Annotated in this window: 18 protein-coding genes and 2 tRNA genes; 4 read left to right on the plus strand and 16 right to left on the minus strand. The window is 62.8% G+C overall.

Annotated features, from left to right (window positions below; translation table 11 throughout):
* Positions 1-145 precede the first annotated feature (145 nt).
* Entirely contained in the window at positions 146-1,384 is a 1,239-nt protein-coding gene (locus V1292_RS04845) for a CHRD domain-containing protein (RefSeq protein ID WP_334370682.1), read from the minus strand.
* Positions 1,385-1,998: 614 nt separating this feature from the next.
* On the opposite strand from V1292_RS04845, the gene V1292_RS04850 reads away from it, so the two are divergent.
* Complete coding sequence (locus V1292_RS04850; RefSeq protein ID WP_334370684.1) at positions 1,999-2,664, plus strand: glutathione S-transferase family protein; 666 nt, start codon at positions 1,999-2,001, stop codon at positions 2,662-2,664.
* Positions 2,665-3,343: 679 nt separating this feature from the next.
* Here the strand turns inward: V1292_RS04850 and V1292_RS04855 are convergent.
* The 12 genes from V1292_RS04855 to V1292_RS04910 form a co-directional block, all read right to left on the minus strand.
* Positions 3,344-3,419: transfer RNA gene (locus tag V1292_RS04855), tRNA-Phe, on the minus strand.
* Positions 3,420-3,557: 138 nt separating this feature from the next.
* Positions 3,558-3,776 carry a DNA gyrase inhibitor YacG gene (gene yacG / locus V1292_RS04860; RefSeq protein ID WP_334370685.1) on the minus strand — a complete coding sequence of 73 codons (219 nt, stop codon included), beginning with the start codon at positions 3,774-3,776 and terminating at the stop codon, positions 3,558-3,560.
* A complete protein-coding gene (locus V1292_RS04865) occupies positions 3,766-4,389 on the minus strand; it encodes a Maf-like protein (protein WP_334370687.1) in 624 nt (207 codons plus the stop codon). The genes yacG and V1292_RS04865 overlap by 11 nt, the downstream gene beginning before the upstream one ends.
* Before the next feature lie 377 nt (positions 4,390-4,766).
* A complete protein-coding gene (locus tag V1292_RS04870) occupies positions 4,767-5,234 on the minus strand; it encodes an arsenate-mycothiol transferase ArsC (RefSeq protein ID WP_334370688.1) in 468 nt (155 codons plus the stop codon).
* A 26-nt stretch (positions 5,235-5,260) separates the two neighbouring features.
* Entirely contained in the window at positions 5,261-5,764 is a 504-nt protein-coding gene (locus V1292_RS04875; RefSeq protein ID WP_334370690.1) for a UPF0262 family protein, read from the minus strand.
* Positions 5,761-7,056 (minus strand): histidinol dehydrogenase, encoded by a 1,296-nt coding sequence (hisD, locus tag V1292_RS04880; protein WP_334370692.1) that lies wholly within the window; start codon positions 7,054-7,056, stop codon positions 5,761-5,763. The genes V1292_RS04875 and hisD overlap by 4 nt, the downstream gene beginning before the upstream one ends.
* 169 nt (positions 7,057-7,225) lie before the next feature.
* Complete coding sequence (locus V1292_RS04885; protein WP_334370694.1) at positions 7,226-7,681, minus strand: DUF2948 family protein; 456 nt, start codon at positions 7,679-7,681, stop codon at positions 7,226-7,228.
* Positions 7,682-7,699: 18 nt separating this feature from the next.
* The gene (gene murA / locus V1292_RS04890; RefSeq protein ID WP_334370695.1) at positions 7,700-8,989 is read right to left on the minus strand and encodes a UDP-N-acetylglucosamine 1-carboxyvinyltransferase; all 1,290 of its coding nucleotides are present in this window, start codon (positions 8,987-8,989) and stop codon (positions 7,700-7,702) included.
* Between the two features lie 185 nt (positions 8,990-9,174).
* Positions 9,175-9,999: an alpha/beta fold hydrolase gene (locus V1292_RS04895; RefSeq protein ID WP_334370697.1), complete on the minus strand. Its 825-nt coding sequence runs from the start codon at positions 9,997-9,999 to the stop codon at positions 9,175-9,177.
* A 119-nt stretch (positions 10,000-10,118) separates the two neighbouring features.
* The gene (locus V1292_RS04900; RefSeq protein WP_334370699.1) at positions 10,119-10,625 is read right to left on the minus strand and encodes a hypothetical protein; all 507 of its coding nucleotides are present in this window, start codon (positions 10,623-10,625) and stop codon (positions 10,119-10,121) included.
* A 179-nt stretch (positions 10,626-10,804) separates the two neighbouring features.
* Positions 10,805-12,511: an FAD-dependent oxidoreductase gene (locus V1292_RS04905; protein ID WP_334370700.1), complete on the minus strand. Its 1,707-nt coding sequence runs from the start codon at positions 12,509-12,511 to the stop codon at positions 10,805-10,807.
* A 79-nt stretch (positions 12,512-12,590) separates the two neighbouring features.
* Positions 12,591-12,791, minus strand: coding sequence for a hypothetical protein (locus V1292_RS04910; protein ID WP_334376940.1), 201 nt, complete (start codon positions 12,789-12,791; stop codon positions 12,591-12,593).
* A 342-nt stretch (positions 12,792-13,133) separates the two neighbouring features.
* Here V1292_RS04910 and V1292_RS04915 point away from each other — a divergent pair.
* A tRNA-Thr gene (locus tag V1292_RS04915) sits at positions 13,134-13,208 on the plus strand.
* Positions 13,209-13,275: 67 nt separating this feature from the next.
* Here V1292_RS04915 and V1292_RS04920 read toward each other — a convergent pair.
* Together V1292_RS04920 and V1292_RS04925 are read right to left on the minus strand one after the other, a co-directional pair.
* Positions 13,276-14,280: a hypothetical protein gene (locus tag V1292_RS04920; RefSeq protein ID WP_334370702.1), complete on the minus strand. Its 1,005-nt coding sequence runs from the start codon at positions 14,278-14,280 to the stop codon at positions 13,276-13,278.
* Between the two features lie 99 nt (positions 14,281-14,379).
* Positions 14,380-15,423 carry an HD-GYP domain-containing protein gene (locus V1292_RS04925; RefSeq protein WP_334370704.1) on the minus strand — a complete coding sequence of 348 codons (1,044 nt, stop codon included), beginning with the start codon at positions 15,421-15,423 and terminating at the stop codon, positions 14,380-14,382.
* A 300-nt stretch (positions 15,424-15,723) separates the two neighbouring features.
* Here V1292_RS04925 and V1292_RS04930 point away from each other — a divergent pair, with 300 nt between their 5' ends.
* Positions 15,724-16,695: a glycoside hydrolase family 16 protein gene (locus tag V1292_RS04930; RefSeq protein WP_334370706.1), complete on the plus strand. Its 972-nt coding sequence runs from the start codon at positions 15,724-15,726 to the stop codon at positions 16,693-16,695.
* Between the two features lie 12 nt (positions 16,696-16,707).
* On the plus strand, positions 16,708-18,171 hold the full coding sequence (locus tag V1292_RS04935; RefSeq protein ID WP_334370708.1) for a GH1 family beta-glucosidase: 1,464 nt from the start codon (positions 16,708-16,710) through the stop codon (positions 18,169-18,171).
* Positions 18,172-18,186: 15 nt separating this feature from the next.
* Here V1292_RS04935 and V1292_RS04940 read toward each other — a convergent pair whose 3' ends face one another.
* Positions 18,187-18,420: a hypothetical protein gene (locus V1292_RS04940; RefSeq protein WP_334370709.1), complete on the minus strand. Its 234-nt coding sequence runs from the start codon at positions 18,418-18,420 to the stop codon at positions 18,187-18,189.
* Between the last annotated feature and the right edge of the window lie 61 nt (positions 18,421-18,481).

Genomic DNA, 18,481 nt, shown 5'->3' on the forward strand with positions numbered 1-18,481 from the left:
CTCGCGGCTTTGCCGAGTGTCGCGCCAAATTCGGGTGCACGACATTCTCGCGGCGGAGGCCCAATCGCGGTGATTGAGCGCGACGACAAGCGGCGCCAACAGGCGTGCCGGAGGCGGGCCGTAGATCCGGCCCGCCTCCGCGACCTCAAGCGGTCACGAGGAAATTCGCGGCGTTCAACTCGTTCGGAAGGAGACCCAAGAACAGTACCTGATTGTCCCCGCCGAGATCAAGGGTGGTGCCCGAAGCTCCCGCGCTCAGATTGTCCAGCGGGTCGAAGTCGGCTCCAAAGCCTTCCAACACCACGACGTCCTGCGTTACGTCGAAGTCGGTAATGGTATCACTGCCTGGTTCAGTCTCACGAAAGATAAACTGATCGGCTCCACCTAAACCTGCGAGGTTGTCGTCGCCGGCGCCGCCTTCGATCGTATCACCAGCATTGCCGCCGAAGATGGTGTCATTCCCGCGGTCTCCGAACAGACGGTCGGGCGCGTGATCCGCCAACTGCTGGTTGGCGACTGCCCGGATGAGGTCGTCACCGTTACCCCCGAAGATCGTGTCGGCGGCAACGTCGCCGCCTCGCAGCGTGTCATTGCCCGCCTCTCCAAACACGACATCGCCCGTAGGGTCGTTCCAGATGATGGAGTCATCGCCGGCACCACCGAAGACTGTATCTCTTCCGGCCATGCCGACAACGGTGTCGTTGCCGCGACCGCCGAAGACCAGGTCATTGCCAGCGCCTGTATTGATAGCGTCGTCTCCCTGGCCGCCCCTGATAATGTCGTCGCCGTCGCCGCCTTCAAGCCTGTCGTTGCCGGCAAGGCCACGGATGATGTCATTGCCGCCGAGCCCGGGAAGAAAATCGTCGCCCGGCGTTCCGACGACAACATTGTCGTTATCGTCTGCGATTGCGATCAACTGACCCCGGATCTCGCCTCCTTGAAATTGGTTCGTATGAACGTTGAAATAGATCGGGATCTCCGTTCCCACCGGAGCTGAGCCGAGTTCGTCGGCGAAGTCGGTGATTGGAACGCTGGCGGGGTCCGTCGTCTCCCATCGACCGCTTACCGTCCAGGAGCCATCCGTATTCAGGGCGATGTTGAGATCATCTTCGTCCTGTGCCGGGTTGATCTGCCCGAAGACAACGGGCCCGTTTACTCCTCGCACTTCATTGTGAAAATGCGTGGAGATGACGTCGTCATCGGTCGACGGCGTCTGGGCGGGACCGCCCGTAATCGGGCCATAATCGACGCCCTCGATCTGAAACGTATAGCTCGCGGCAATTTCCGTGCTGTCAAAGATGACGGTGCCAAGACCGCTTGCGGTCGAGTTGTTCGGGGGGACTTCCTGAGTGCCTTCGAGAACCACGCGGAACGCTGTGGACATGAGAGCCTCCTGCTCTTTGCTCAGCAGGTCGGGCGGCCAGCGACGCCGGCCTGCACATATGGCAGATGTTGCACCCGGCACGCGCCGGCATGGATTAGGCGCCGCGTCGCTCCGCTATCGCGGAATCGGCGCGTTGTCCTTCTCGCGGTATTTCGGCCGAGAACAAGGGATCGCTGGATCGCGCCAACCAAGGTTCGCCGCTGTAGGCCATCGACCGGGCGCTATTGTGATCTTTTAGCGCGATCGAGGCATTGTGATGCAATGTCCGGTTGCCGACACTGAACTCGTGTTCGGTTCCACCCCTGCGTGCGCATCCCGATCGCGCCTAACAGCGGGCACTCCGTCATTTGACAAACGAAAACGGAGTGACCGCACGTTTCGCAATCAACCCTCCTAGTCCGCTAGCTGTCCGGGCCTGGTAACGGCCGGGGCTGGCGCTTGGAGCGCTGACCGCGAAATCCGGTGGTCAAAAACGAGGTAAGTTGTCGGAGGCCACGCCGGTCGTTCGTCCTCTAGATACTAAGCGCAAGAACCGGACACGTAACCATGAGAAAGATCGTCGCAATCACGCGCCTAACTCTCGACAGCGTCATGCAATCTCCCGGAGCATGGCAATGACCCCCACCATCACAGCCTTTGAACGGTCGCCCGACCGCGGCAAGGGTCTGGCGCGTGACATGCGCGTTCGCTGGGCGCTCGAAGAAGTGGGCCAGCCTTATGACGTTCGCCTTCTTTCGTTCAAAGCGATGAAGGAACCCGCGCATCGAGCGCTTCATCCTTTCGGGCAGATTCCGACCTATGAAGAAGGCGATCTCGTCCTGTTCGAGTCGGGGGCCATCGTGCTCCATATCGCCGAGCGCCATGCGGGACTGCTGCCAGACGATGCGAATGCCCGGGCGCGCGCGATCGCGTGGATGTTTGCCGCGCTCAACACGGTGGAGCCGCCGGTCTTCGACCTCTCCCTCGTCAAGATCCTTGAGCGCGACCAGCCCTGGTTCGAGCAGCGCCTGCGCGCCCTCGAGGACAGCATTCGGAAACGGTTGGGCGATCTTTCCGGTCGCCTTGGCGACGCTGACTGGCTTGACGGTGCGTTCAGCGCTGGTGACCTGCTGATGGTGACGGTGCTGCTCAGGCTGAAAGGATCGGGTATCCTGGACGAATATCCAAACCTCTCCGCCTATGTCGCCCGCGGCGAAGGGCGGCCCGCATACAAGCGTGCTTTCGACGCCCAATTAGCGGTTTTCACCGCGCTCGGCGGGCATTTTCAGGACGCGGGCTAAACGGAAGTTGATGGTGCCCAGGGGCGGGTTAGATTTATTGAACCAAGCTTTGGGCAATTCACTTAGGGCACACCCAAATTGAACCGGTGCGGGCCCGGTGGCCCGGTGCAAATCGTTGGTCGGGTAATCCGGACGGATTCGCGACAGGTGGCCGCGGTGCCTCACGAGGAACTGTCTTGGCAGTCGCCGATTGAATGACGATCCAACGCGCACAGAGGAGTGCGTGCCATGCGCCTTCAGACATATCGGGACAAAGCACACTCCAGACACTTCGACTTAATTGGCGGACGGGCCCATCCCTGGTCAGTTGACTTGGTCACCGTAACGGCTGCGGCCATCCTAGCGATAGGTTTCGCGTGTGCCCTGGTCGCCTTATGGGGCCGGTAGCGATCAGGACCATAGCGCGGGGGCGCCGCTGCAACCGAGAGTCGGTTAGCTTTGAGCGAGACCGCTCTGTCTCAAAGAATGATTTAACCGGGACATCCAGCGCTTCCGCTACCCGCCACATGCTGATGATGGTTGGATTTCGTCGTCCGAGCTCAAGCCCAGAGACTAACTCACAGCCGGTCGAAGTGAGGCTGCGGCGGGTTGGTGTCAGGGGCGGCTTCGCTCTGCGAGCACGCCGGGACGAGCCTTTGCTCGGCGAGCATTTTCAGGAAGCGGGCTAAACGGAACTTGATGGTGCCCAGGGGCGGGATCGAACCACCGACACTGCGATTTTCAGTCGCATGCTCTACCAACTGAGCTACCTGGGCATACTCGAAGGCCCAAGGGCCGCACCGAGCGGGCGGTTTATAGAGAGGTCGGAGGGATGTGTCCACCCAGCTTCGCCGTTGGCTTCGCTGGGCGCCGCCCTCCTTCGGACTCGTCCCCAAATATTTGGCGAATCAAGGCTATTCCGCGTCTTCGGGGTCGGTGGGGCGGCCGGGGATGACGTAGCGACCGGAAAGCCAGCGGTTCAGGTCGACGTCGCGGCAGCGTTTGGAACAGAACGGGAGCGTGGCCGGGTCGGCCGGCTTGCCGCAGACCGGGCAGGGTTTTGCTGGCGGCTTGGGCGCGCCGGTATCCTTTGGGCCGTTCTTCGGGCTATCCTTGGGGCCGTCAATTGGCATTGAGCCAGCCGAATCGGATCGGGAAGCCCTCCCCGCCGAGCAGCGTGACCGATTCGTAGAGCGGTAGCCCGACGACGTTGCTGTAGGAGCCGACCATCTTGACCACGAAGGAGCCGGCGATGCCCTGCACGGCATAGCCGCCGGCTTTGCCGCGCCATTCGCCGGAGCCGATATAGGCCTGGATGTCATCCTCGCTCAAACGCTTGAAGCGCACGCGGGTTTCGATCAGGCGTTGGCGGAACGCCTCCTTCGGCGTCACCAGGCAGATCGCAGTGTAGACGCGGTGATTGCGGCCCGAGAGCAGCCGCAGGCACTGCGCGGCCTCATCCACCAGATTGGCCTTCGGCAGAATGCGCCGGCCGACCGCGACCACGGTATCGGCGGCCAGGATGAAGGCGCCGCGCAGCTCGTCGTCGAGGTGGACCGATTTCAGCGCCGCATCGGCCTTGGCCCGCGCCAGGCGGTTGGCGCAGGCGCGCGGCAGCTCGCCCCGCTTCGGGGTCTCGTCGACGTCGGCCGGGCGCAGCGCATCGGGCTCGATGCCGGCCTGGTTGAGCAGGCTGAGCCGCCGCGGCGAACCGGAAGCAAGAACGAGTTTGGGACGGCCAAGCATGCTGGATGTGTCGGGGAGATTAAGGATTCGGGTGGATCGCGCGCGCGGAACCTATCGGAAGGCACTCCATTCCACAACCGGGGAACAAGTGATTGAGTGCGCTTTCGTTTCTGCCCGACCCAGATGAAGCTTTCGTGTCCCGGACGCGGTGCGTACCCTCCCCTGGAGGGGGAGGGTCGGCTCGCATGGAGCGCAGCGAAATGCGAGACGGGGTGGGGTGATCTCTCCACTCGGGCATTGTTGGACGTGGAGCGACCGTCACCCCACCCCGCCGCTACGCGGCGACCCACGAGCGAGCTTCGCTCGTCTCGGACCCCTCCAAGGGAGGGTTTAGACAGGCCGTCCGGGGAACGCCGTCCCGCGTTCACCAACGATAGCTATCCGCTCGCGGCGCCCGCCTTGGCGAAGCGACGGCGGATGCGCATCGATAGGCCGTCGCAGACGTCGCGATAGGCGGCGAGCTTTTGCTCGCGGTTGCCTTCCGCGTCGGTCGGGTCCGGCGTCGGCCAGTATTCGACATCGGCGGCATGCGTACGCGTCAGTTCCAGCGCCTTGTGGTGGGCTTCCGGCGACAGCGTGATGATGAGGTCGAAATTGAGCCCTTCCCAATCCTCGAGCTCCTCGAACGTGATCGGCTTGTGGCCGGAAATATCCTGGCCGAGTTCGGCCATCACGGCGACCGCGAACGGATCGAGTTCGCCCTTCTTGACGCCGGCGGATTTCACATAGAGTCCTTGCGGGAACATCTGCTGCAACAGGCTCGCCGCCATCGGCGAACGCACGCTGTTCAGCCCGCATGCGAACAGCACGGCCTGCGGATTGCGCGCGCGGGGCGACGCCTCCATGCGTCAGGAAATCCGGCCGTGCGGCATCATGCGTCCTGCCCCTTCCAGTGCAGCACGCAGATCAGCGTGAACAGGCGGCGGGCGGTTTCGAAATCGATGCGAACCTTGCCTTTCAGCCGCTCCTGCAGCGTGCGCGAGCCTTCGTCATGGATGCCGCGGCGGCCCATGTCGATCGCTTCGATCTTGTCAGGCGTGGCGGTGCGGATCGCCTGGTAGTAGCTGTCGCAGATCATGAAATAGTCCTTCACAATCCGCCGGAACGGCGTCAGCGACAGCAAATGCGCCACCACGGGCGTGCCGTCCTCTTGGCGGATGTCGAACATCAGCCGGTTGCCGGTGATGGCGATGTGCAGCGTGTACGGCCCCTGCACCGTCCCTTCCGGCGCGAACAGGTTCTGCTCGATCAGGTCGTAGATCGCAATCGCCCGCTCATGCTCGATATCGGGGCCGGAACGCCCGATCGATTCCTCGTCGAGCGTCACCGCGACGATGCGGTTGTGCTGGTCATCGTCTGGCGGCGGCTTGTTCATGGCAAATTGAGGCGCAATCCGACGGAGCGTGAATGGGCATCCAGACCCTCGGCCTTGCCCAAGGTCATCGCGGCAGGCCCCAGCGCGCGCAACTGGTCCGGCCCGCATTTGAGAATCGAAGTGCGCTTCATAAAGTCTAGCACGCCGAGCCCCGACGAGAACCGCGCCGAGCGCGCGGTGGGCAAGACGTGGTTGGAGCCGCCGACATAATCGCCGATCGCTTCCGGCGTATGAGGGCCGAGGAAGATCGCGCCGGCGTTGCGGACCTTTGCCGAGAGCGCTTCCGCATCCGCGGTCATGATTTCGAGATGCTCGGCGGCGATCGCGTTGGCGAGCTCGACCGCTTCGTCGAGCTCTTTCACTATGATGATGGCGCCGAAATCGTTCCACGAGGCCCGCGCGATCTCGGCGCGGGGCAGCGTCGCGAGTTGCGACTCCACCGCGCGCTCGACCTCGGTGGCCAGGTCTGCGCTGTCGGTGATCAGGATCGACTGGGCGCTGGCGTCATGTTCGGCCTGCGCCAGCAGATCGGCGGCGATCCAGCCGGCATTGGAGGTGTCGTCGGCAATCACGAGCACTTCCGAGGGACCGGCGATCATGTCGATGCCGACCTTGCCGAACACCAGCCGCTTGGCGGCGGCGACATAGGCGTTGCCGGGGCCGACGATTTTTGCGACCGGCGCGATCGTCGCCGTGCCGTAAGCCAGCGCCGCCACCGCCTGCGCGCCGCCGACGCGATAGATCTCGGAGACGCCGCCGAGATCGGCGGCCGCCAGCACCAGCGGATTGAGCTTGCCGTCCGGCGACGGCACCACCATGACGACGCGCGGCACGCCGGCGACCTTGGCCGGCACCGCGTTCATCAAGACCGAGGACGGATAGGCCGCCGTGCCGCCGGGCACGTAGAGGCCGACCGCATCGACCGCGCTCCAGCGCCAGCCGAGCTCGACGCCGAGGGGATCGGTGAAGCGCTCGTCTTTCGGTAACTGCCGCTGGTGGAAGGCCTCGATCCGGTCGCGGGCGAATTTCAGCGCATCGACGGTCGCGGCGTCGCAGGCCTTCACGGCCGCGTCGATCTCGACTGCGGTCACGCGCAGGCCTGAGGCCGCAAGCTCGAGCCGGTCGAATTTTTTGGTCGCCTCGATCAGGGCGGCGTCGCCGCGCGCGGCCACGTCGTCGACAATCGCCCGTGTGGCGCGCTCGACATCGGCCGACACCTCGCGCTTGGCGGCGAGGAATTGCTTGAATCGTGAACCGAAATCGGCGCTGCTGGTATCCAGGCGGACGGGCATGGCGGCTTTCTGAGAGACGTCGGAGGCCCCTGCTCAATGGCGCGGCGGCCAAGGGCCGTCAACCCTTTGGGGATGGATGCGCCGTCATTCCGGGATGGTCCGCAAGGACCAGACCCGGAATCTCGAGATTCCGGGTTCGATGCTTCGCATCGCCCCGGAATGACGTCCCCTATCCCTCCGGCCCCAGGGGCGCGATGGCGAGGTCGCTGGTGCCGAGATCGTCGGTGCCGAGGTCGGTCAGCTCGCATTCCAGGCACTCGAGGTCCAGCCGCAGCGCCTCGCCATGGCTGAACAGGAGAAGCGCGCTGCCGCCGGGGGCCTCGCCCGGGTGGAATTCGATCCCGACCAGTTCCAGCATCGCTTCACGCCGCTGCAGATCGATGTTGCGCGATTTGCAAGCCAGCACCCGGTCGAAGCGCAGCGCCGCGATCAAGCGGCGCGGTTCAGTTCCACCTGACAGCGTCTGCTCCCAGTCCAGCCGGCTCATGCCGACCACCAGCCGCTTTTCGCCTTGCCGCCAGACGATATCGGAGGCCGCCACGCGGGCGTCCTGCACATGGGCCGATATGACGGCGAGATCGTCGGCGTCGAGCGCAATCAGTTTGAGCGGGTCGGGCGCCGGCATAAGATCCTCGATGGTGCTCTAATCACTGATGCGCTGGATCAACGCACCGCAGGCCGAAAGTTTTTCCTCCAGCCGCTCGAATCCACGGTCGAGGTGATAGATGCGGTTGACCATGGTTTCGCCCTCGGCGGCAAGGCCTGCGATAACCAGCGAAACCGACGCCCGCAAATCGGTCGCCATCACAGGCGCGCCGCGCAGCTTTGCGATGCCGTCGATGGTCGCCGTCTCGCCATCCAGCGATATCCGCGCACCGAACCGCGCCAGTTCCTGCACATGCATGAAGCGGTTCTCGAAGATGGTCTCGGTGATCTGCGAGGAACCGCCGGCGCAGGCCATCAGCGCCATCAGTTGCGCCTGCAGGTCGGTCGGAAAACCGGGAAACGGTGCGGTCGACACCGTCACCGGCTTTATCGGGCCGCCGTTTCTGGCGACACGAATGCCGTCATTGTTGACGGTAATCTTGGCGCCGGCCTGCGCCAGCACGTCGAGCGCCGACTGCAGGAGTTCGGGGCGGGCGCCGGAAAGCTGGACGTCGCCGCCGGTCATGGCGACGGCCATCGCATAGGTGCCGGCCTCGATCCGGTCAGGCAGCACCGTGTGGCGGGCGCCGTGCAGCTTCTCGACGCCCTCGACCACGATCTGCGGCGTGCCGGCGCCGGTGATGCGCGCGCCCATCTTGTTCAGGCAGTCGGCAACGTCGGTGATTTCGGGCTCGCAGGCGGCGTTGGTGATAACAGTCGTGCCCTTGGCCAGCGTTGCCGCCATCACCGCGACATGGGTGCCGCTCACCGTCACCTTGGGAAAATCGATCGCAGCCCCGCGCAGGCCGCCGGGCGCTTTGGCCACCACATAGCCGCCATCGATGGCGAGTTCAGCGCCGAGCTTCTCCAGCGCCATGATCAAAAGATCGACTGGCCTCGTACCGATGGCGCAGCCGCCCGGCAGCGAGACTTTCGCTTCATGCATGCGCGCCAACAGCGGCGCGATCACCCAGAAGCTGGCGCGCATCCGCGACACCAGCTCGTAAGGCGCTGTCGTGTCGATGATGTTGGCGGCGGAGATGTGCAGGGTCTGGCCCTGATACTGGCCGTCGCCCTGCCGCTTGCCCGCCGACATGATGTCGACGCCATGGTTGCCGAGGATGCGCTGCAACTGCGCGACGTCGGCAAGCCGCGGCACGTTGTCGAGGATCAGCGTTTCCTCCGTGAGCAGCGCTGCGATCATCAGCGGGAGGGCAGCGTTCTTCGCGCCCGAAATCGCGATGGTGCCGTTGAGCTTGTTGCCGCCGACAATACGAATGCGGTCCATGCCACGCCTCCCTCGCTATGCACAAATTATGTGCGCGTGCGTCCGCAGCAGAAGCCGCGATATTTACGGCGATTTGATGGGGTGGGGCGTAACCGCCAGCCGTCATTCCGGGGCGATGCGAAGCATCGAACCCGGAATCTCGAGATTCCGGGTTCGCTCACTTCGTGAGCGCCCCGGAATGACCGTCAGGCTTTGATAAACGCCAGCAAATCGGCGTTGATGGTGGCCGCCTCCGTGGTCGGCATGCCGTGCGGAAAGCCCTTGTAGGTCTTCAGCGTGCCGTTCTTCAGAAGCTTTGCCGAGAGCGGCGCGGAGTCTTCGTAAGGAACGATCTGGTCGTCGTCGCCGTGCATCACCAAGACCGGCACATTGATCTTCTTGAGGTCCTCGGTGAAGTCGGTCTGCGAGAAAGCGACGATGCCGTCGTAATGCGCCTTGGCGCCGCCCATCATGCCCTGGCGCCACCAATTCTCGATGACGGCCTCCGACGGCTTGGCGCCCGGCCGGTTGTAGCCGTAGAACGGACCGGCCGCGATATCGCGATAGAAGTTCGTGCGGCTCGCCGCGAGCTGCGCTTGAAAGCCGTCAAACACTTCCTTGGGCAGTCCGCCCGGGTTGCTAGGGGTCTGCACCATCAGCGGCGGCACTGCGCTGAGGATCGCCGCCTTCGCCACCCGGCTCTCGCCGTGGCGGGCGATGTAATGCACCACCTCGCCACCGCCGGTGGAATGGCCGACATGAACGGCACCTTTGAGATCGAGATGCGCCGTCAGCGCCGCGAGATCGTCGGCGTAGTGATCCATGTCGTGGCCGTCGGCCACCTGGCTGGAGCGGCCGTGGCCGCGGCGGTCATGGGCGATGACCCGAAAGCCGTTGTTCAGGAAGAACAGCATCTGCGCATCCCAATCGTCCGCCGACAGCGGCCAGCCGTGGCTGAACACGATGGGCTGACCCTTGCCCCAATCCTTGTAGAAGATCTCGACACCGTCTTTGGTGGTGATGGTGGGCATTACGAATTCTCCTCTTGTTATGCCGTCATCCCCGAGCACGCGTCATTGCTTGGCCCGGAAGCTGACGTGTTTGATTGCGATGTGCGGACTAGCCTTGGCAGATGATACCAGAGCCCGGCCTATGTTGGCGTCGGCTGGTATCGCCGGAGCACGCCGATGATCACGACGACGAAGAAGACCAGCACGATGCCCTGGACGATGGCGAACGGCGGCTCGGCCGGCGGCACGCTCGGCGCCAGCGCATGCAGCGTCGGCACTTTGAGGAACGACTGGATCACCAGCACGAACACGTTGAGATAGAGCGATACCAGCGCGGTCAGCGCGTAGATCCAGCGCCAGGCACCGTTAAGCTTCATGCCGTAAAGCGCGAAACAGGCGATCGCCAGCAGCACCAGCGAGAGAATGCCGATCATGTGCGACGGCAACAGCTTTTCGGACAGTAGAGGCGGAATCGGAAATCCTGACGCGCTGGTCAGGATCGTGAACACCAGGAAGATCGCAGTGAGGCCCGGCATCCGCTTCGAGCCGAGCATTCCGAACATCACGATGATTCCCGCGACGATGGCGATCAGGCTGATGATGACGTGCACGAGAACGAATGTCGCCAAACTCATACCTAAAATCATGATGCGCCCCCTTCGTTGGAAATCTTCTAAACGTTACGACGCGGCGCGAATAATTTCCACACGCATCGCGTGCGGCTTCGGCAAGGCAGGCATGTGCGTCAATTCATCCGCATCGACAAAAGTTGTATGATGCACGAAATATTTGCACTGCCGTCACAAACGACGGCAGCCACGCCGTATCATAGCGACGGCTTCGCGGTGTCGGCGAGATAGCCATGCAGCGCGGCGACCACCTGCGCGCCCTCGCCGATCGCGCCGCCGACGCGCTTGACCGAGCCGGAGCGCACGTCGCCGACCGCGAACACGCCGGGCACCGAGGTTTCCAGGGGCGGCACCTGGCGGCCGAGATTCCGCTCGGACTGCGCCCCCGTCACGACAAAGCCCGCGCGGTCGAGCGCGACGCCGCAGCCGTCCAGCCAATGGGTCGCCGGGTCGGCGCCGACGAACAAAAACAGGTTACGCACATCAAAACTGTGCTGTTCGGGCGCCAGCCGGCTCTTCCAGCGCACGCGTTCAAGCGATCCATCGCCGCCGCCTTCGACCGCAATCACCTCGGCGTTGAAGACCAGTTCGATATTGGGCGCCGCCTCGATCCGCTCGATCAGATAGCGCGACATGCTGGCGCCCAGCCCGCCGCCGCGGATGATCATGTAGACCTTGCGCGCATGGCCGGACAGAAACACCGCGGCCTGGCCGGCGGAATTGCCGCCGCCGACCAACACGACATCCTGGCCCACGCACAGCTTGGCCTCGATCGGCGAGGCCCAGTACCAGACGCCGCGGCCTTCAAATGTGTCGAGATTTTCGATCTCCGGCCGCCGGTAACGCGCCCCGCTCGCCACCACGATGGATTTGGCGCGCAGCGACTGCCCGCATTCGGTGGCCAGCGCGAATACGCCGTCGCGCTGCGAGCAATCCAGCGACCGGATCGAAACTGGTATCAGCATTTCGGCGCCAAATTTCTGCGCCTGATTGTAGGCACGGCCCGCGAGCGCCTGCCCCGAAATGCCGGTCGGAAAACCCAGATAGTTTTCGATGCGCGCGCTGGCGCCGGCCTGGCCGCCGAACGCCCGCGCGTCGAATACCGCCACCGACAATCCTTCGGAGGCGGCATAAACCGCAGTGGCGAGACCGGCGGGACCGCCGCCGACAACCGCCACATCATAGAGCCTCTCATGCGCATGGTTGGTGATCATGCCAACCGCCAACGCCAGCGACGTCTCCGACGGATTACGCAGCACGGTGCCGTCAGGACACACCACCAGCGGCAGGTCGGCCCGCGAGGCCGAATAGCGCGCGACGAGATCGGCCGCGTCCTTGTCGCTTGCGGGATCGAGCACGTGGTGCGGCTGGCCGTTGCGTGCCAGGAAATTCTGCAGCCGCGCCGTGTCGCCGAGGGAGGACGGGCCGATCAGCACCGGCCCGCCGACGCCGCCCTGGATCAGGCTGACCCGGCGCAGGATCAGCGCGCGCATGATGCGCTCGCCGAGTTCGGCTTCCGCGACCAAAAGCGCGCGCAACTGGTCCGGCGGGATCAGCAGCGTTTCGACATCGCCCTCGGCATGGCCGTCGACCAGCGCGACGCGCCCGGAGAGTTGTCCGATCTCGGCCAGAAACTGTCCCGGACCCTGGTCGATGACGGGCGTGATATGGCCGAGGCCGTCGCGCTGGGTGATCGCGACCGTGCCCGACAGCACCACGAACATGCCGGGGCCGACCTTGCCGGTCTCGAACAGGGTTTCGCCGTCCCTGTAGGCCCGAAGCTCCCCGAATCGGCGCATGCGCGCGATCTCGTGATGGGTGAGCACCGGGAACGTCTGTTCGTAACGTGGAAACGCAGTGGAAGCCGCGCCGGCCGCCGGACCGGCCGTGATGTCTGCACTCATTGTCACCGCCCAGGGAAAGAACAGGAACTACGCGGAGAACTGTCAGGCCGCCGGCGAGCGATCGGGGATTCCCCCTACGCTACTGGCCCTGCTTTTCTCCGCTGGCGTCATCTAGGGAGACACTGGGGGTTTCGGAAGATGCGCTGGAATCACTGCGCCCACGCGCCTGCGACTTCCGCCGCTTGAGATTTTCGCGCAGCGCCAGCTTCAACCGGTCCCGTCGTGAATCCTTCACATCAGCGCCGGTCTTTCCTGCGCCCTTGCCTTGATCACCCGTCATCGTCAGTCCGCCGAACATGCCTTGTTCAAAACGGCGTCAGCGACGCCGCCATTTCGAAGATAGTCGCTTTCGATCAGCCATGCCGCACTCACGCCCGGCCCGCCACCGTACCGAACCCCGCGACAAGTAGCGGAAGCCAGGATTCGACCGCTCAAGGCAGGTCGGGAACCGGAGCAAGGCCCGAAGTTGCCCAATTGCCTCAGGTCCTGATCGCCGGCGCCGAATTTTACCCCATTTTGGTGCTTTCCAAGCCTGCCCGCGCGCTTGCACCAGCGGGGCCCTTGTGGCAAGAACCGGCCGCCTGTAGGGGCCCTTAGGGCCGATTCCCTGATTACCGGGCATGCTGCCGTAGCTCAGTGGTAGAGCACTCCATTGGTAATGGAGAGGTCGACAGTTCAATCCTGTCTGGCAGCACCATCCCTTCTCGGACTGGCGACATCGCTGTGACGCGCTCAGGCTCTAAGCGTTCCCCGGCAGGCGCGCGTTAATTGGAGCGATAGGCGTCAGGCGACAGGTCGCTACAAATCAAAGTTAGGTCTTCGTATATAACGAACCTATCAAGGTCAGGAATGTCCCACCGGTCGGGCACCTTCAGGCCACCTAAGTCAAGAATGGAAGTTGTAGTCTCCCCTTCCTGCAGCGGGGGGAGACCATTGGAAAAATTAGGAGGGTACTCGATAGGTATCCCACCCGAACCAAATTTCACGCCTTTGTATTCGAGCGTATTGTTGCCGGGCCCCAGTCGAACCGTTCGTCGAATCCAATCATAAAGCCCAGAACTCGCATTAATTTCTATTCGTCGACCAATCCAGCTGCCTTTAAGCTCAAACTTCACCTGACATCCGTTCGCGAACACACTGCCCCCGCGAACAGCCATCTGGATCGGAAATTTGAAACGATACTTTAGCCGGTGGACGCCTTTTACGACCTGATTGGCGCTAACGAATAACAGCGCGCGATTTGTGAGCCAATTTTCGACGGGAAGGCCCGCAAACAATATCTCCTTCGAATCCGTCCCTGCCGGGAATTTGACCGGATGGGAAAAATCAAACTTGTACTCCCCACTGTTTGCAACAAAATCAATTCGTCGAATATAGATCTCGTCGACTACCCGATAGCGAATCCTTGGATCACTTTTGCGCAAGACTCCGATTAGGCCGATTCGCGATCGCTTTGCCTTTCGGATTGCATCAATCGTAAAGCCCGCGTTGCTACACAGTAACGATACATCAAATTGCAAATCTCGATGCTTGGATTCCAACCCGTCAACAATGGCAATACCAATTGGACCCCGGGCGGGATTATAGTCTTTACATTCTATGTGAGTCCGGCGGAAAACGCCGTCAACGGTGCCTTCGACTAGGACGTCCAACTCTCTGCGACCATCCGGCCCTATGACCCACTCACCTCGCCGAACATTAGCGGTTGGATCGTATTCACGAACAACGTCGGATACCGCCAATTCGAATTGCGTTCCCAGTTTGCTCATGTAGCGAATGTAATCGATTCGGCTGGGACCTGCTTTCTACCCCGCCCGCAACTAGACTGCTTTGCCCCGGAAATCAGCGCCGCGGGTCATCCCGCAGCCTCATCCCGGCCCGAGTGCGACGTTGCGGAACGCCCGGATCAGCGATCCTTCGAGCTTGCCCTCCATGCCGCACAGGATCTGGTAGGCGGCGGGCCGCGGCATTGGCGGCCGGTATGACCTCGACTCGATAAGCGCGGCGAAGATGTCCGAGATCGTCAGCAACCGGACCAGATCGGAAATCTGCGAGGCTTTCAGTCCGTCCGGATAACCCGAGCCATCGAGATATTCGTGATGGTGCCTCACGCCGTCCAGAATCTCCGGGCTGATGCCGGATACGCCCTTCAGCAGTTCATATCCGATCACGGGGTGGCGCTTGATGATCTCCTCCTCGTCGGGGTCGAGGCGTCCCGGCTTGTCCAAAATCGACAGCGGGATCCGCGCCTTGCCGATGTCGTGAAGGGTCGCCGCCATTCCGAGCCGCGATACATCTGTGCCGGAGAACCCGATATCGAGCGCGAAGCCGACCGCAACGCCGGTGACGAGCAGGCAATGCTGAAACGTGCCCTCGTGATAGCGGCGCACCTCGTCGAGCCATGCCGAAAGGCCATCCTGCCCGACGCGCTGGATGATCTTCGACGTCGCACGCTTCGCATCGGCAACTTTCACCGGCCTGCCAAGGCGCACATTCGAAAACATCGAGGCGAAGGCGGCCACACCGTCGTCCATCTCCGATGCCGGAACCGCGGCATTGCCCTCCGAGGCCGCTTCCACCGCTTCGATCTGCGCAACCTTGGGAATTGCTTCCTTGGCGCGTGAAAGGACCGCGGTCGCGCCGAGCGCATAGGCCTGCGCTACCATCGAGCGCGAGAGGTTGTGGACTACGAACAGTTTTTCGGGAATGCGGGCGAGGTCCTGCAATATGAACCTGAGCTGATCGACGCGCGGCATCTGCCGCAGGTCGACGTCGACCATCAGCACGCCATGCGACCTGATCCGGGTGCCGTCGCCGCCCAGCAACCAGGGCACCACGGCGTGCTGCGGCTCGAACATCGCACGAACTGCAGGCAACTTCGTCGGTTCGTCTGTGACATAATAGACGAGCATTCGAGAAAGTCCGTACGCACCAATATTGAAGAAACCGTCTCTCAACCTTGGAGAACTGAAAACAAATTGAACGATCGATGGTTCGAAAGGCCGAGCCCGCACTCGGCGCCATCGACATCAGGCGCTCTAACGCACCCCATTCTGGGATATCAGGGCTACCTTGCCGTTAAGTATCCACCTCGTATAACTACGTACCTCAAACGAGGTACGCACGCCGTTCGTCCGCAGACCGTCAGATCGAGGGCATGGTCCGTGAATGATCTCCAGTCGTCCCCAGGCGAACGGCGGACCGAGAGATTGATGCTGTGCGCTTTGGCGCTGACCGGCAGTCTGTTCACCGGCCAGGCGTCAGCGCAAGCCAATCTCGCCGGCGCGACGGCCAAACTCACGCTGCAGGTCGCGACCGCCATGCTCGGCGAGCGCTGCCGCCGCGTCGAGACGCCGAACCCCGCATCGTTTGCATCGGTATCGCTGCACCGGACCTTTCACGATGATTTCGACGCGCATCCGCTGCTGGATGAAAGATGGGCGCCGTACTACGCCGGCGGCGCTGCCTGGCCGGTAGCGCGTTACTGGGGTGGCGAGGGCTCCGACTTCAGGCGCAAGACCAGCTACAATGGCGAACAGCAGATCTATGTCGATCCGCGTTATGGCGGGCGCGAAACAACGCCGCTCGGCCTCGATCCGTTCAAGGTCAAAGACGGCGTTCTCTCGATCGTCGCCAGCCGGACCCCGCCAGCGCTGAAGACCGTACTGTTCAACAACGAATATATCTCGGGCATCCTGACGACCCAGAGCCGGTTTGCCCAGAAGTACGGATATTTCGAAATCCGCGCCAAGGTGCCGGTCGGCACCGGCGTGTGGCCGGCGTTCTGGATGCTCGCCGATGACGGCGGCTGGCCGCCGGAAGTTGACATCATGGAGGGTCGCGGCCAGCGGCCCGGCGACATCGTGATGACGACGCATTGGCGGATACCGGAGACGCAGCGCGTGGAACGCTGCGGATTTGACTTCATTGTGCCGGACGCCCCGACGGCGTTCCACGACTACGGCGTGCTGTGGCAGCCGGATCGCATAACCTATTTCATCGACCGACAGCCGGTCTCCGAGATCAAGGTCCCGGTCGGCTTCCACGAACCCATGTACATGATCGTGAACCTTGCGATGGGCTCGAAGACTCTCGAGGGCGTGGGATTCGTCGATGGCGAATCTCCCAATATTGTCGCATTCGAGATCGACAGGATATCCGCCTACCAAATCGACGAACGCTGACCGGAGACAATGATGTTCGGAAAATTCTCGCGCCGGCATTTTGCAAAGCTTGCGGGCTTGTCCGCGCTGGGCATTGCTGCAGCGCCAGCCGATGCCGCCGCGCAACCGGCATCCGACCGGCCCGCGCCGGCGAGCTTTCCGAAAGACTTCGTCTGGGGCACCGCGACGTCGGCCTATCAGATCGAGGGCGCCGTTAACGAAGACGGCCGCGGCCGCTCGATCTGGGACACGTTCTCGCACACGCCCGGCAAGATCGAGGACGGCACCAGCGGCGACCGCGCCAACGAACACTATCACCGCTACAAGGAAGACATCGGCCTTATCAGGGAATTGGGCGCGAGGGCCTACCGGTTTTCGATCGCGTGGCCGCGGGTGTTTCCGGAAGGAACGGGCAAGCCGAACCCAAAGGGCCTCGACTTCTACGACCGGCTCGTCGACGAACTCCTCAAGAACGGCATCGAGCCATACGGGACGCTTTATCACTGGGATCTGCCGCAGGCGCTCGAGGACAAGGTCGGCGGCTGGCGATCCAGCGAAACGTCAAAAGCGTTCGGCGATTATGCCGGCCATGTGGCGGCGCGCCTGTCCGATCGCGTCCGGTCGATCTTCACGATCAACGAAGCCGGAAGGTTCGTGAATTTCGGCTATGGCTGGGGCATCGATGCCCCCGGGCTCAAACTGCCCGATGCGGAGGTTAACCAAGTCCGCCACCATGTGGCGCTGGCGCATGGCCTCGCCGTCCAGGCGATCCGCGCCCATGGACGCAAAGGCACCAAAGTGGGGCCGGCCGAAAACATCGCGGCCTGCGTGCCGGCATTCGACACGCCGGAAAACGTTCGCGCAGCCGAAACGGCGACGCGCGAATTGAACTCGGGCTTTCTCGGCGTCATCCTGGAAGGCAAATACACCGACGGATTTCTTCGGTTCGCCGGCAAGAACGCGCCGAAATTCACCGCTGATGAATTGAAGATCATTTCGCAGCCGAACGATTTCGTCGGCCTCAATATCTATGCGCCGCAGTTCTATATCGCCGCTTCCGACAAAGCGCCGGGCTGGAGCGTGCTGCCGTTTCCCGCTTCCTTCCCACACATGAATTCGGAATGGCTGCGCGTGGGGCCGGAGACGATCTACTGGGCGCCGCGGCTGGCGGCAAAGGTCTGGAACATCGAGACGATCTATATCAGCGAGAACGGCACCTCGTCGGAAGACAAGCTTCGCGCCGACGGCCAGGTCTACGACCTCGATCGCATCATGTATCTGCGCAATTACTTGCGGCAATTGCAGCGCGCGACGTCGGAAGGCGTGCCGGTCCGCGGCTACTTCCTCTGGAGCCTGATGGATAATTTCGAATGGATCTATGGCTACGAGAAGCGCTTCGGGCTCTACCATGTCGACTTCGAGACGCAGCGCCGGACGCCGAAACTGAGCATCGCCTTCTATCGCGACGTGGTAGCGCGGAACGCGATCGGCGTCTGAACGCGGCAGCCGGCCTCAATACCTCGCGGCTTGCCGGATTGACGCCGGGACCTCGGTGATGGGCCGTTGCTTGCTGTCGGTTGCCACGGTCGTGGCGGGTTCATGCGCCAGCTTGCGTGATGAATCGTGACTGACGAATACGCCTGCAGCCGTGAGCATCAGCACGACATAAAGGGCGAACATGCCGCCAACCAATTTCCAATAAATCTGGCGGGCCCGGGGGGTAAGGCTTTCAAGTAATCGGCGCATGGTTACCTCCTCATCAGGAAACCTAATAGGCTGCGTATAGCCCTCACGCCCGATGCGGTGT

Source organism: Bradyrhizobium sp. AZCC 1719 (genome assembly GCF_036924525.1).
Classification (GTDB): Bacteria; Pseudomonadota; Alphaproteobacteria; order Rhizobiales; family Xanthobacteraceae; genus Bradyrhizobium.

Excerpts from the sequence above, each read along its gene's own strand:
- V1292_RS04930 (WP_334370706.1), top strand. The coding sequence starts at position 15,724 with ATGCTGTGCGCTTTGGCGCTGACCGGCAGTCTGTTCACCGGCCAGGCG.
- V1292_RS04910 (WP_334376940.1), bottom strand. The coding sequence starts at position 12,791 with ATGACGGGTGATCAAGGCAAGGGCGCAGGAAAGACCGGCGCTGATGTG.
- V1292_RS04870 (WP_334370688.1), bottom strand. The coding sequence starts at position 5,234 with ATGGAGGCGTCGCCCCGCGCGCGCAATCCGCAGGCCGTGCTGTTCGCA.
- V1292_RS04925 (WP_334370704.1), bottom strand. The coding sequence starts at position 15,423 with ATGCTCGTCTATTATGTCACAGACGAACCGACGAAGTTGCCTGCAGTT.
- V1292_RS04920 (WP_334370702.1), bottom strand. The coding sequence starts at position 14,280 with ATGAGCAAACTGGGAACGCAATTCGAATTGGCGGTATCCGACGTTGTT.
- V1292_RS04885 (WP_334370694.1), bottom strand. The coding sequence starts at position 7,681 with ATGCCGGCGCCCGACCCGCTCAAACTGATTGCGCTCGACGCCGACGAT.
- V1292_RS04845 (WP_334370682.1), bottom strand. The coding sequence starts at position 1,384 with ATGTCCACAGCGTTCCGCGTGGTTCTCGAAGGCACTCAGGAAGTCCCC.
- V1292_RS04875 (WP_334370690.1), bottom strand. The coding sequence starts at position 5,764 with ATGAACAAGCCGCCGCCAGACGATGACCAGCACAACCGCATCGTCGCG.
- yacG (WP_334370685.1), bottom strand. The coding sequence starts at position 3,776 with ATGCCAATTGACGGCCCCAAGGATAGCCCGAAGAACGGCCCAAAGGAT.
- V1292_RS04905 (WP_334370700.1), bottom strand. The coding sequence starts at position 12,511 with ATGAGTGCAGACATCACGGCCGGTCCGGCGGCCGGCGCGGCTTCCACT.
- V1292_RS04850 (WP_334370684.1), top strand. The coding sequence starts at position 1,999 with ATGACCCCCACCATCACAGCCTTTGAACGGTCGCCCGACCGCGGCAAG.
- V1292_RS04865 (WP_334370687.1), bottom strand. The coding sequence starts at position 4,389 with ATGCTTGGCCGTCCCAAACTCGTTCTTGCTTCCGGTTCGCCGCGGCGG.
- hisD (WP_334370692.1), bottom strand. The coding sequence starts at position 7,056 with ATGCCCGTCCGCCTGGATACCAGCAGCGCCGATTTCGGTTCACGATTC.
- V1292_RS04935 (WP_334370708.1), top strand. The coding sequence starts at position 16,708 with ATGTTCGGAAAATTCTCGCGCCGGCATTTTGCAAAGCTTGCGGGCTTG.
- murA (WP_334370695.1), bottom strand. The coding sequence starts at position 8,989 with ATGGACCGCATTCGTATTGTCGGCGGCAACAAGCTCAACGGCACCATC.
- V1292_RS04940 (WP_334370709.1), bottom strand. The coding sequence starts at position 18,420 with ATGCGCCGATTACTTGAAAGCCTTACCCCCCGGGCCCGCCAGATTTAT.
- V1292_RS04900 (WP_334370699.1), bottom strand. The coding sequence starts at position 10,625 with ATGATTTTAGGTATGAGTTTGGCGACATTCGTTCTCGTGCACGTCATC.
- V1292_RS04895 (WP_334370697.1), bottom strand. The coding sequence starts at position 9,999 with ATGCCCACCATCACCACCAAAGACGGTGTCGAGATCTTCTACAAGGAT.